Here is a 12,108-nt window from a genome sequence, read left to right as displayed (position 1 = left end):
GGAGGTCCCGGTAACCTATTGAATCTATTGGAGTAATTCCTGGGACACTACTGAGGCAATGCAGGAGGCGGACAGGGACGCGTTGTGCGGTCCGAAGGGACGTCACCAGCCCGACCGGACCGCGTGGCGCGGCGGGAGCGTGGAGAGCCACGTGACTCTCGGTGGCCGCCAGGTCGGGCTGCCTCGGCTTCGCGTACGTGACGCCGACGGCGAGGTGCCGTTAGCCAGTTTCCAGTGGGCGGCGGCCACCGACGCGTTGGAGTCGCACACGCTCGAAGCGATCGCCGCGGGCGTGACGACGCGGCAGTATGCACGGACGCTGGACCCGGTGCCGGCCGAGGTGTCGGAGCGGTCGACGTCGCGCAGCGCCGTGTCGCGGCGGTTCGTGGCATTGTCGACCCAACAGCTGCGGGCGTTCGTCAGCCGGCCGCTGGGCGAGTTGGACCTGCGTGTGGTCTGCATCGACGGCAAGGTCTTCAAGGAGCACTGCATCGTGATCGCGTTGGGAATCGATACTGCGGGGCGCAAACACGTCCTCGGCTTGCGCGAAGGTGCGACCGAGACGGCAGCGGTCTCGAAGGCGCTGCTCAACGACCTGGTGACGCGCGGATTGCCGACCGAGAGGGCGATGTTGTTTCTGGTCGACGGGTCCACGGCGCTGCGTCGCGACACCAGCGACATCTACGGCCTCAATGGACGGCTCAAAACCGGCCAGTATGACCGGCTGGTCATACTGGCCGGTTTTGGGTTCCCACCGAGGTCTACGGCTCGCTCGGCGTCGTACATCGCTGTCAGGTCCACAGGAACGTGCTGGGCCATCTGCCGGAGCGCATGCACGCCAGCGTCGGCCGGGCGCTGCGCACGGCGTGGGACCTGCAGTCGGAAGCGACCGCGAAACGGGCTCTCGAGCGCCTGGCCCGCTCGCTGGAGGACGAGCATCCCGGCGCCGCGGCATCCATCCGCGAGGGGCTGGACGAGACGCTGACGGTGCTCAGGCCCCGGCTACCGCGTCACACCGCCGGCGGGCCGCACCGCCGTCTTCGTCGGCGACCTGGTCGACCGAGGCCCCGACGCCGCCGGCGCGCTGGCGCTGGTCATGGACATGGTCGACGCCGGCCACGCACTGGCGATCCCCGGCAACCACGACGCGAAGCTGGCCCGCGCGCTCGCCGGCCGCAACGTCGAACGCAAGCACGGACTGATGCAGACGCTCGAGCAGCTCGACGCGACGCCGGATAGCTTCCGCAAGCGCGTGGCCGCGTTGCTCGACGGACTGGCCAGCCACTACGTGCTCGACGGCGGGAGACTCGTCGTCGCCCACGCCGGCATGAAGGAGCACCTGCAGAACCGCACCTCGCGCCAGGTGCGCGACTTCGGCCTCTACGGCGAGACCACGGGCGAGACCGACAACGAGGGCCTGCCGGTACGGCTGGACTGGGCAAAGGACTACCGCGGCCGCGCGACCGTCGTCTACGGCCACACACCGGCCGGACGCGCCGAGTGGGTCAACAACACGATCCGCCGACAGCCGCCGAGTTCCACGACGCCATACGGGCGCCGGAACCGAACGCACGTCAGCAGGCGATCCTCGGAGCCTTCGCGCGGGAAGCCGACTGGCGTGAGCTGATCACGGCCTGGGCCGAACGGGCCTACACGATCCGCGAGCTCGTGACCGCACTGCACCGCGCCGGACACGCGCAGTGCCACGCCGCGCGCTGGATCAACGGATGGGCGCGGTGAACGAACCGCCCGAGCTGAGGCTGCCCGCCGCTGCCGCCGAACTGTGGGCAATGGTCCGCGACGTCGTCGACGACGGACTGGCAAGCCTGGCAAAAGAGCCGGCACGGTACCGCATCGGCGGCGGAACGATCCTGGCCGCCAGATGGCAACACCGCGAGAGCTTCGACATCGATCTCACCCTGGATCGCGAGACCACGCTGGGGAGACTGCAGGCCGACCAGGGAGACCCGTCACAGTTCGAGACGCGGCTGAAGGCCCTGGGCGGAACGCCCGTGTACCACCCCGACCTAAAGCTCTGGCGGGTCGCATTCGACGGCGGCAAGCGCGGCCTGGACCTGTGGGCCCACGAACTGGAAATCGGCGCCGGAGAAGAAGAGCGGACCGTCCAGGGCAGGGTCCAGACCGTCCTGTCAACTGCGCAGATCCTGCGCGGCAAGCTCGGGCGCGCCGACATGCGGCTGCCGCGGGACGTCTTCGACGTGATCAAGGCGGGAAGCAAGGCGCCGACGGCGCTCGAGAGCGCGGTAAACGCGATCTCCGCGAAGAGCGCCGATCTCCTCGCGCTGGACTGGCACTGGAACAGCCCCATCCTTCAAGTCGATACTCCTGCCGGCTGCTGTTTTCATTGCGATCATTCTCTCCGGTGACGCGATCGTGACGATCAGGTTGGGTTCGGCGAACACTGTTCGTTGCGCGGTGTCCGGCTCTTCGGGAATCATGAACGTTTGTTCCGCGGCTTCGTTCAGCCAGTCCTTCGCCAGCCCGTGCTCCTGCGCGATTGCCTGTGCGGCTTCGTGCACTTCGTGCGCGCTCTCGCCGATGCGGCAGTCGACGTCCATCGTCGTCCGGTCCTCGTCGTAGCCGAGGGCCATCGCGCTTCCGCCGATGATGTACAGCTCCGCGTGAACGTCCTGGTCAGCCAGTCGGTCGTTGAGTTCCTCGAGGAGCTTCCAGAGTTCCTCCTTTCCCAACTTCTTGCTGCCGTCTCGTCCAGTCGACATATTCGCCTCCCCTCGGGTCCAGGTCCCGCGGATCCGCCAAGGTCCCGTGGCGGATGAAAGCAGCTGGTCCGGAGCAAAAGCCGTCGGAGTGGCGGAATATCATGTGGTTCACGGGCGGGTCCGCGAACCGCGTCGGTCGGTTCACCCACGCCGGCGTGGCTTCGTCATGTAACCATGCGACGTGTTCTGCCATGGTGGCGAGGAACGGGTCCCATTTGGTTCCGGTTAGCGGCGGCTCGACGTTGAGTTCGTGTCTCCGATCGGCGGGTGCCATCCCGAGTGTGTTTCGGGCGACTCCTCGCATCAGCAGTCTTTTTATCGACCTCTGTTCGACTCCGATCCTGATGTCTGCGGCGATAGCTTGGAGCGTTGTCGGATTTCCCGTCTCGGGTTCGTCGAGACCTTTGGACCGCTGTTCCCCCGCATCGGCTTGTCCGTTGTCTTCCGGCAGGTAGTGCAACCAGCGCTCCGCGTCCTGTGGCAGCTCTTTGGCGGTTGCGTTTTCGAATGCCTTCCGCATTCTTGCGCTGCTGTTGGGTGCGGCTTTCGCCGTCAACGCTTCGAGTTCACCTGCCGCGTAGTCGGCGGGCCGGTGTAGCGCCATGATCAGTGCGTGCGTCGCGGTCACGCCGGTCACTACCAGCTCTCTTGTATTCCAGATTACCGGTGGCGGGGTACCGTGCCTTGCTGCCTCGGCGTCGTCGACCAGCCAGCTTTCGGGCGGCTTCCGGGTCCCGATGGCCGACAGCATCGCTCGTTCGAGGGGCTCTGGGCCGCTCACGACGGGAGGCACGCGGGGGTTCGGGTTCATCGCGGTTGCGGTCAGGACGACCGGGCAGCACCGGGCGATGTACACGTGCCCGCGGTATCCGATGCGTCGCAGTTCTTCTTCGACGGCGGACAGTTCCGTGCGGGTTTTTGCTGCGAGGTTCAGCATGCCGTCTCCGTCGGGTGTGTCGTGAGTCAAGGTTGTCATCTGCCGTCGACAGAACTCGAGGGTCCATCTTAGGCCGACGAGCGCGTCGTCGGTTCGCTCGACGCTGACGTTGACGTGCTGGCGGCTCGGGGTGTCCGCCTTGTGGAGGTGGCCGTGCACGTTGACCGCCGTCGGCGGCGCCTGCCGCAACGGCGTGTGGGTGAGCGCCAGCGGTGGGTCGGTGGCGCAAAGGACGGCGGTGTGCTGGATGTCGAATCCCGCGTCGCGCAGGCCGTTTTCCTGACCGGACCGAACGCGACGGTATCCGACAAGCTCGCCGAGCTCGGCATGGGACGACTCAGGCTCGACCAGCCGACGATCCTCGAACGCAACTGCATCTACATGGTGCGCCTGCAGGAGAAGCTGAAGCTCCCGCCAACGCTGCGCGGGAAGGCGAACCCCAAGAGCACGACCGGGCGCCTGGACGTGTTCACGCGGGTGATTACGGACCACGGCGACACGTTCGACCGCATGCGTCCCGGGTACGACGGTCCGCTATGGCTCAAGATCGTGCCCCGGACGTTCGGGATCATCGTCCGCGAGGGCGACTGCCTGACGCAGCTGCGGCTCGAACACGGCGAGGCTCAGTGCAGCGACGGCCAGCTGCTCGCGGCCAACCACGTCCACGGCTTGTGCCGTGCGGGAGCGGGAGAACGAGCGGTCGCAGTGATCGAGGACGGCATTATCGTGACGGCCCGCATCGCCAAGGACAACCCCGGCGAGCCCGGCAAGATCATCGCGTGGCGCGGACGGACGAATGCGCCGATCATCGACCTGAGCAAGCGCGGGCACTACCGGCCGGCGGACTTCTGGGAGCCGATACCGGCGCCCGCCAGCGGACGGCTGATCCTCGACCCGGGAAGCCTGTACCTGCTCAACTCGGCCGAACGCCTGTCAATCCCCGAGAACTTCGCCGCGGAGATGGTGCCGTTCGACCCGGCGGTGGGAGAGTTCCGGATCCACTATGCCGGGTTCTTCGACCCCGGTTTCGGGTGGAGCGACAACCAGCGGGGAACGCGCGCCGTCCTCGAGGTCCGCGCCCACGAGACCGCGCTGTCGATGGAACACGGCCAGCGCGTGGGCCGCCTGCTCTACAGCCACATGGCCAGCCGGCCGGAACAGACCTACGGCAGCGCCATCGGGTCGACCTACAACCGCCAGGGCCTCGCACTGAGCAAGCAGTTCGCCTGAAGACAGTGAACCGCCTCGCCGGCTGGACCTGCGGTCGCTCGAACAGGCGCGACACCGCGTCCACAAGTACGTCGTCGAGGTCATCAGCCGCCACGCCGATCACCTGGGCGTGAACCTTGAGAGCAGCACCAACGTCATCTTCGCTGAGCGCAGGATCAGCCCCCCGAACGGCACGACCGTAGTCGACAAGAACAGCAACCGCGCGGTCCGGATCCAGGGCCGTGCGAGGGCGACCGGGCCTGTAGCGCTGCTGCATGCCGCGAACCCGCCACGTTCGCGACGCGCCGGTACCAAGCGCCTCGACCATCCGGACCTCACGAAGCTTCTCGAGGGCCTCGACAGCGGGGGTCATGCCTTCGGCGATCGCCAGCCGGAACACCTCGGAACGGTTCGACCCGTACCGAGTCGCAAGGTCGTCACACGCCTTGACGGCCGCCAACGGCAGGAAGACGACGATACGCTTCATCTTCACGACGAAAACCCCCCTTTCGGCACCACACGGATCACCCGAACGTTGCACTGTTCGGGAAAACTCCGCGGGCAAGCAGCGCGAGCACCATTTGGACTGGGGTCAGGATCTCGTCCCTTGGAGGGCCCTCCAAGGGTTGCCCCAGTCCGAAAACTCCCGCAGCGCGAGCGGCGGATTGGTGCACTGCCCGAATCCGCGAACCCATGGCCCCAGTCCACGACGCGGACCGTCTGGAAGCGCCGCTGGACACGGATAGAACGTACCCGATCAACGACATCGACCGTTCGGTCCGGTCACGCTAACGACCTGCGAACACGCAGGTTAGACGCCGGCACCAGGACGGCCCGCACGCACCGAGACTGGTCCGAAGCACAACACCCAATCGGCGAGCCGAAAACATGCAGAATTACGCCACCGTTTCACCATCATTACACCCGATCAGTACACCATCGTGAACGCGTACAGAAGTCAGATATCCAGAGGGGTGAGCGACCCCGGTCCCGGCGTCGCTCACCCATGATTTTTCCCTGCGGGAAGGCTTGATCCGGCGATGCCGGGAGAGCGGTGCACCAGGGGTGAACAGACGTTGCACTGATCGGGCCGCCGAGCGGAAACAGTGCACCACGGGTGCACTGTGCAGAGAAATTCGCGCGAGCGCTCGAATCGAGCCCTCGAACACGCTGAACGAGCGGTAGACTGACGCCTGGATCGGCCGGATCGAACGAAGCGGACCGACCCCGGATCGACGACGCGCCCGGGCGCAGAACAACCGATCGACGCGCCGGCATCCACGGCCGGTGCATGAGGACACGACCGATGTACGACGAAGCCGCGGCACGCTTGCGCGAGCAGCGCAGAGCCGCTGAACGCGCCGAGTGCTTTGCCCGACTCGTACTCGCCGAGCGCCGCGACACCGCTGGGCGCAAGCTGCTCGACTACGCGGAGCGAACCGTCGAGCGGGTGCGAACAGAACCGGAGAAAACGATCACGTGGCTCTCGACCTCGCTGTGGGCACAAGGCGTGGACGACAGCGCGCTCACCGGCCTCGGGTTCGAGCACCAGCAGGTACGCCACGCCACGGTCGTACACCCGCTGGAGAGCGGGCCAGCCACCGCGTACGCCGCGCGGCTGGCAGCCTACAACTAACCCGAGGCGTTCGCGGTCGGTGAGGCGATGCTGAGCGAGGCCGCCGACACCAACCCGACCGTACCCGCGCGAACGACGGCCACGATGCGGAACGCAGCCGTAGAGCTGCTGCGCAACGCGCACAGGGAATGGTCCAACGCGCGGACCGGAGACAGACCGCCTGCAGGTGGCGTCGTCGACGAGCGCCCCACCGTGCCCGGACTGGCCGACGCGATCCGCCGACTCGATCACCATGTGCGGATGGTCGAGATCACGCTAAACGAGACGCACCGCGGGCCAGGGAAAACGACCTGGGGTGTGGTCGAGCGACTGGGACTGAACGACCTCGAGCGATTCATCGGCGCGGCCGCGCAGCTGATATTCAACACCGCCGCGATCGTGATCGAGACGTCGAACCTGACGACCACCCCGGCAACCGAGGACGAGCGCAAGACGGTCATGGCGACCCGCGCCGAAGGCACGATGTACCTGAACGGCATCGCGACGACGTCCGCCGCGATCTACGAAATAGCCACCCGACTGACGACCGAGGTGCCGCTGCCAGCGGGCAAGAACAGCACCATCCACTGACGCGGGAGCGGGAACCGGAACGCGCGACCAAGCGCGGGCGGCGCCGGCCAAAGGTCGGGAACGCGATACAGCGCGCAGCCGCGGGAAGACGAAACCCAACGTCGAAAACGCCTCGGGCACCAAGAAGGATACTTCTCGGTGCCGTCTACACGGTTAGACACCGATTCTCACGGAAAGTTCCCAAGGGAATCTCAAAAACAGAGAAGGACGCGACAGCGATGACGACGACACGCAAGGACTGGAAACCAGGGTCACACGGAGGCCATCTGGCCGGGTGGAAACCGGAAACGGTGCCCTGCGACCAGAGGCCCGGCGAGCTGGTGATGACACTCGAGGAGCGACCGGACGAAAGCACCCGTGGACGAGATCGTGCTGTACCGAGCGCTCGAGCGCGCAGGCTACCGGCCGGTAGAACCGGGCCGCAAGGACGAGAGTGCGAACCGCGTCGTCGACTTCCGCATCCGGTACGAGACGGACGGTCGGACGCACACGCTCGAACCGGAGCGCGACGGTCCTACCAGCGCGAAACCGCTGCGACGGAACGGACGGCTCACGGACCCGGATCACATCTGGGTCGACATCGTCTGGAAGAACCAGACGAACGACCGCAAGACGATGCGGGTCCCAGTCGAGTTCGCGATCATCGATCCCGAGGAGCGGTGAATCGGCGACGCCGGCCTCATCGTCAGCCAGGCGCGGAGCCCGAACACGGACATCGAACACTTGAACGACCTGATCGCGTACGCCGCGTTCAAGCCGGAGGAGAACGACAGCGACGAGTCGGTGACGACCCAGCGCACCAGGTTCCGGACGACCAGCCACGACATCCTCGCCAACGGGCTGCTCGACCGCAGCGAAGCGCTTCAACGAATCGCCCAGCGCGTGTACGGCGAAGGGGTACCGATCGGGCTGCAGCCAGGAGAGAGCATCGAGGTGCACATCCGTGCCGATCACCGGACGACGCACATCGAAGTGAAGACACACGTCCCGCGACCAGCTACGAACGCAAACGCCGGCGGAACGACCCACACGACTGATGCACCCGGGCAGCCCGCAGCACGAGCCGAGAACGCGGCCGGAACTCGACCGTAGGGATCACCGAGCACAGGCGCATAGATGGCCTTCAAGCTGTTGGAGATGGCGCAACGACGGTGGCGCCGACTAGCAGCCCGAGGTGGAAGTCTCCAGGTTCATCGGTAGCGGCGGAAGCGATAGTGGCGCGGTGACGAGGCGGTCTTGGCCGAAATCGGCCTGGAGAACGTAGAGAGGCGCCTCAGATAGCCCCACAGGTCGCCCCACCACCGGAAGAGAGCCGAGAATACGGCTAAACGGGGCGCGGCTGCTCCCCCTGGTGCGTGCCGGCGTCCGGTTCGTCGATGGCATGCCAGAGGAACGGGGCCGGATGGAAGCGGAGGCTCGGAAGGAAGCTGCCTGACTCACGTCGAAGCCGAATCCACAACATTTGACAATACCTCCCGGCTGGCAAGCGCGCTCACGCACCGTTCGTGACCGCGCCGGTGCGTCGCCTGGTCGCCGGACATCGCCGCCCGGAGGACGGTTTCGATGATCGCGGTCTGCGAGTCGACGCAGGCGTCGACGACGGCGGCGTCGACGCTCTCGACGCGGGTAGACGTGCAGCACGGCCTCGCTGTCGGCGGCGTCGGCCGTGGGCTTGGCCGGTCCGTGCCGGCCGGGCTCCGTCCCGGGGTCGGCGCCGCCGAGGACGAGGACGTCGCCCCTGGCCGCGCCGCCAAGGTCTCCGGCGTTCGACCGCGGAGCCTGTCGCCTCACCGGCTCCTTCGCAACTCGTACAGGATTCGCTCGACGTCGCGGTCGTCCTGCTCGCCGCGGAACTCGAGCTCGCGCTGCACCGCGCCGATGTCTCGGCGCAGGTCGCCGATCTCGTACCGCAGGTCGCGGACGCTGCCGCTCACCGCGAAGCAGACCAGCAACGCCGCGATGATCAGGACGTAGATCACCACCAGCGCCGGGAGCCATCGTTCCGTTCCGTTAATGGGAACCTCCTTCCCAAGAGAACCGCTATTCCATCCCTGGCCATCGGCAACGCCAGCGGCGCCCTCTCCGATGCCGCGCGTCTGTGTCTCCGGCGTATGTGGCAGCGTGAACGGCGCGCCGCGAACGGCCGCGGCTGGCGGCTAGCGCCGGTCATTCCGCCGAGCGATGTCGGTGACGCAGATGGGCCGCACCTCGTCGTTGTCGTTCAGCCACCGCGTTCGGACTCGCCAGGAGCCCGGGCGTCCGTCGACGACGGCGAGGACCACGACGTCCTGCGACCGGCGCGAGCAGCGCAGGAGGACCGCGACGACCTCGCCGGTGCGGGGCCTCGTCATGCCGGAGACGACGGCGCCCCAGGCGTGGCCCACCCGTAGCGCGCGACCGACGCGCTTGGGCTCCGGCCGGTCGCGGAGGTCGAGCAGCCGGGCGAGGAACACCGGGAACAACTCGGAAAGGAGAGCACGCGAGCCGCCGGCGGCGAAGAACCACACGGCCCAGGTGATCAGGTCGTGGCAGGTCCTGCAGAGCGCGGTCAGATGTGCCGCCGTCGTCTCCTCCTCGGGCGGGTAGGTCCAGTGGTGGCCCTCGGTGGCCTCCTGCTGCCCGCAGCCCTGGCAGATGCGGTTGGAGCGGTCGAGGCACGCCTTGCGGGCGCGCCGCGCGGTGGGGTGGCGGTGGTTGTACCGCCGACGATACGATCTGGCAGCGTCTTGCATTTCGTGCCCTTTCACGAATGCGGGGCGCGTCGGGTCGCCGTTGGCGCGGCGGCCCGACACCCCGGAGTACGGCTCGCTGGCGTCATTCACACTACAATAATTCCTACCGATGGCCAAGCGGCGCGGCGCGCCGGCCGCCGCTCGCGGGGAGGATCCGCCCTACCCGTTCGTCGCGCTCGACGGCGCCGACCCCGCGGCGGCCGAGGGCTGGACGGCGCACACGCGGTCCACCTACGCGACGCAGTGGAACCGGTTCCGCGCCTGGTGCGAGGAGCGGCACGTCGTGCCCCTCGACGCCAGTCCGGAGGAGGTGGCCGCGTACCTGCACGAGCGGGCGAAGCGGGCGAAGCGGGCGACGGTGAAGCTCTCTGCGTCAGCGGTCCTGGCCAGCCTTCGGGCCGCCGGACGGCTCGGCGAACCGACGATGGAGCACGTCGTCGCGGAGACTCTCGGCGCCATCAATGAGCAGAAGAGGGCCACGCCGAACTGGGAACCGCGGCACCCCACCGCCCTGGACCACACGACGGCTCTGGCGATGATGCGGGCGGCGCGCCGGCCCCAGCGGCGCGGCCGGGGGTGGGAGACGGAGTCCGCGGCAGCCGCGCGCGGTAGGCGGGACGCGGCGATCGTCGCGCTGGCGTTCGGCGGCGGCCTCCGCCGTTCGGAGATCGCCGCGCTCGTGTGGGCGGACATCACGCCGGAGCCGCACAGGAAACTGCGGGTCCGCGTGCGGGCCTCGCAGGCGAACGCCCGTATCGACGGGGGAGACTCGCGCCGACTGGTCGGCGAGTTCGCGCAGGCGGCCGCCGCGTTGCGTGAGGCGACCGCACCGGCGCAGACCGACCGCGTGGTGCCGCTGTGCGCGCATCAGGTCAATCACCGGGTTCAGGTCCTGGCGGACGCGCTCGGCCTCGAGGGAGTGTCGACGCACTCGGGCCGTCGCGGGCTGGCGTTCGAGCGGCTGCGACGCGGGGCCTCGACCGAGGCTGTCCAGTCGGCCGGCGGCTGGCGCAGCGCCAGCATGGTGCACCGCTACGCCCGGGGCCGCAGTTGACGACCGCACCGGGCCCGCGCCGTCGGTCGCGCCGCCCGGCGTCACGACGTTCTCGACGCCAGTCCGGGTCGGGCGCGCCGCGCCCGCTGTCGTCGCCGGTCCCCCGGGGCGCCTCGCGGCCAACGGCTCGGAGGTCGACGAGAACCTGCCTCAGGTGGACGAGGAGCGCGGCGTTGCCGGCGGGGAACCGCCGCGCTTACGCGTCCCGATCCATTTCGCCACATCGTCTTCGCTCCAGCGGACGCTGCGCTTCGCGTCGCCGCTCGGCTCGGGGACCTTCTCAGCCGTCACCGGTCCGGCATCGACCGCGGCATCCTCACCATGCTCTCGACCCCGTGGCGGTCAAGGCGCTTCCTCGTCGTCATCGTCTTCCTGCAGCTTGGCGTCGGGCCGAGGATCGCCTTGCGGCGTTGACGCCCGCCGGACGGGAGCTGTACGACGCGAGGCTGACGGACCTCGCTCCCGCCGGGCGCCGGGCGGGCGAGCCGTCGACGTCGGCCGTCGAACAGGCCCTCGACGAGACGGAGACGGACGGTCGGTTGCCGCGTCTCGAGGCCGTGCTCCAGGACCCCGAGTTCGGCGCGCGGCTGCCGCAACACCGGGAACGGGTGCAGCGCGTGGCCGACGGCGTCGAGCGGGCGATGGCGCGGCGGCACATGCCCACCCTGTCGGGGATCTGGCTGTTCGACAGGATCGTCTCGACCTTTCCGTCGGTGATTGTGTGCTTTTCGGCGCCCCGCGCGCTCGGCCATAGCCGCGCCAGGTGCAGCACTCCGTCGCTGCACCGGATCTTGATCTCGTCGACGTTTTCGATCTCGCCCTCGCCCCCGCTCCGACGCGCCAGGTTGTGTTCGTCGTCGCGCGTCAGATCGGCCAAGCTGGGGTCTCCCGGCAGAATGATGTCAATGTCGGTGCTCGCGCGGTGTCACCCATCGGGCGGCCAGCGTCGTGCCGCCTCCGATGTGCGGCTCGATCCCTTCGTCGGGGCGTCGGCTGCCGAGTTCGTGCACCGTCGCCCGGATTCGTTTCCAGAGTCCGGCCGCCGGTTCGGGCAGCGTCAGCTGCTCGCCGTCGTGTTGATTGCCCGGATCTGTTTCGGATCCGGCCATGTCCGTCTTCGAAGCCCCCGTCGATGTAGTGCCGGCCGTGCCGGCGGTACGGCCGGCTCGGAGCCGGCTAGGAGTCTGCGCCGCAGAAAACAGATGCGACAATTGTAGGCGCGAGCCGAC

General features: G+C 68.1%; 13 protein-coding genes and 1 pseudogene. 12 read left to right on the top strand and 2 right to left on the bottom strand.

The features are described 5' to 3' along the window. The first annotated feature begins 22 nt into the window (after nucleotides 1–22). The 4 genes and pseudogenes from F4X11_22885 to F4X11_22870 all read left to right on the top strand — a co-directional run bounded on the left by F4X11_22885 (nucleotide 23) and on the right by F4X11_22870 (nucleotide 2,387). Nucleotides 23–616 (top strand): annotated as a pseudogene (locus F4X11_22885) (IS256 family transposase). Between the two features lie 191 nt (nucleotides 617–807). Further along, the gene (locus tag F4X11_22880) at nucleotides 808–1,239 is read left to right on the top strand and encodes a hypothetical protein (GenBank protein ID MYN67838.1); all 432 of its coding nucleotides are present in this window, start codon (nucleotides 808–810) and stop codon (nucleotides 1,237–1,239) included. Further along, nucleotides 1,052–1,627 carry a hypothetical protein gene (locus tag F4X11_22875; GenBank protein MYN67837.1) on the top strand — a complete coding sequence of 192 codons (576 nt, stop codon included), beginning with the start codon at nucleotides 1,052–1,054 and terminating at the stop codon, nucleotides 1,625–1,627. Before F4X11_22880 ends, F4X11_22875 begins: the two co-directional genes overlap by 188 nt. A gap of 100 nt (nucleotides 1,628–1,727) precedes the next feature. Beyond that, complete coding sequence (locus F4X11_22870; GenBank protein MYN67836.1) at nucleotides 1,728–2,387, top strand: nucleotidyl transferase AbiEii/AbiGii toxin family protein; 660 nt, start codon at nucleotides 1,728–1,730, stop codon at nucleotides 2,385–2,387. A 268-nt stretch (nucleotides 2,388–2,655) separates the two neighbouring features. On the opposite strand, the gene F4X11_22865 is transcribed toward F4X11_22870, so the two are convergent. Beyond that, a complete protein-coding gene (locus tag F4X11_22865) occupies nucleotides 2,656–3,837 on the bottom strand; it encodes a hypothetical protein (protein ID MYN67835.1) in 1,182 nt (393 codons plus the stop codon). On the opposite strand from F4X11_22865, the gene F4X11_22860 reads away from it, so the two are divergent. The 6 genes from F4X11_22860 to F4X11_22835 all read left to right on the top strand — a co-directional run bounded on the left by F4X11_22860 (nucleotide 3,793) and on the right by F4X11_22835 (nucleotide 9,056). Continuing rightward, nucleotides 3,793–4,908 (top strand): 2'-deoxycytidine 5'-triphosphate deaminase, encoded by a 1,116-nt coding sequence (locus F4X11_22860; protein ID MYN67834.1) that lies wholly within the window; start codon nucleotides 3,793–3,795, stop codon nucleotides 4,906–4,908. The genes F4X11_22865 and F4X11_22860 overlap by 45 nt on opposite strands. Nucleotides 4,909–6,193: 1,285 nt before the next feature. Continuing rightward, nucleotides 6,194–6,523 (top strand): hypothetical protein, encoded by a 330-nt coding sequence (locus F4X11_22855; protein ID MYN67833.1) that lies wholly within the window; start codon nucleotides 6,194–6,196, stop codon nucleotides 6,521–6,523. A 192-nt stretch (nucleotides 6,524–6,715) separates the two neighbouring features. Next, nucleotides 6,716–7,093, top strand: a complete 378-nt coding sequence (locus tag F4X11_22850) for a hypothetical protein (protein MYN67832.1) — start codon at nucleotides 6,716–6,718, stop codon at nucleotides 7,091–7,093. Between the two features lie 357 nt (nucleotides 7,094–7,450). After that, nucleotides 7,451–7,756, top strand: coding sequence for a hypothetical protein (locus F4X11_22845; protein ID MYN67831.1), 306 nt, complete (start codon nucleotides 7,451–7,453; stop codon nucleotides 7,754–7,756). Between the two features lie 60 nt (nucleotides 7,757–7,816). Beyond that, complete coding sequence (locus tag F4X11_22840; protein ID MYN67830.1) at nucleotides 7,817–8,185, top strand: hypothetical protein; 369 nt, start codon at nucleotides 7,817–7,819, stop codon at nucleotides 8,183–8,185. Between the two features lie 574 nt (nucleotides 8,186–8,759). After that, on the top strand, nucleotides 8,760–9,056 hold the full coding sequence (locus tag F4X11_22835; protein MYN67829.1) for a hypothetical protein: 297 nt from the start codon (nucleotides 8,760–8,762) through the stop codon (nucleotides 9,054–9,056). A gap of 193 nt (nucleotides 9,057–9,249) precedes the next feature. Here the strand turns inward: F4X11_22835 and F4X11_22830 are convergent, their stop codons facing one another. Next, nucleotides 9,250–9,825 carry a hypothetical protein gene (locus F4X11_22830; protein ID MYN67828.1) on the bottom strand — a complete coding sequence of 192 codons (576 nt, stop codon included), beginning with the start codon at nucleotides 9,823–9,825 and terminating at the stop codon, nucleotides 9,250–9,252. A 109-nt stretch (nucleotides 9,826–9,934) separates the two neighbouring features. On the opposite strand from F4X11_22830, the gene F4X11_22825 reads away from it, so the two are divergent. Together F4X11_22825 and F4X11_22820 are read left to right on the top strand one after the other, a co-directional pair. Further along, a complete protein-coding gene (locus tag F4X11_22825) occupies nucleotides 9,935–10,879 on the top strand; it encodes a tyrosine-type recombinase/integrase (GenBank protein ID MYN67827.1) in 945 nt (314 codons plus the stop codon). Nucleotides 10,880–11,214: 335 nt separating this feature from the next. After that, nucleotides 11,215–12,096, top strand: a complete 882-nt coding sequence (locus tag F4X11_22820; GenBank protein ID MYN67826.1) for a hypothetical protein — start codon at nucleotides 11,215–11,217, stop codon at nucleotides 12,094–12,096. Nucleotides 12,097–12,108 lie beyond the last annotated feature (12 nt).

Source organism: Acidobacteriota bacterium, from assembly GCA_009861545.1.
In the GTDB taxonomy this organism is placed as follows: Bacteria; Acidobacteriota; Vicinamibacteria; order Vicinamibacterales; family UBA8438; genus WTFV01.
The sequence above is the reverse complement of the archived record's forward strand: the minus strand, read 5'-3'. Positions and strand labels throughout refer to the sequence as shown.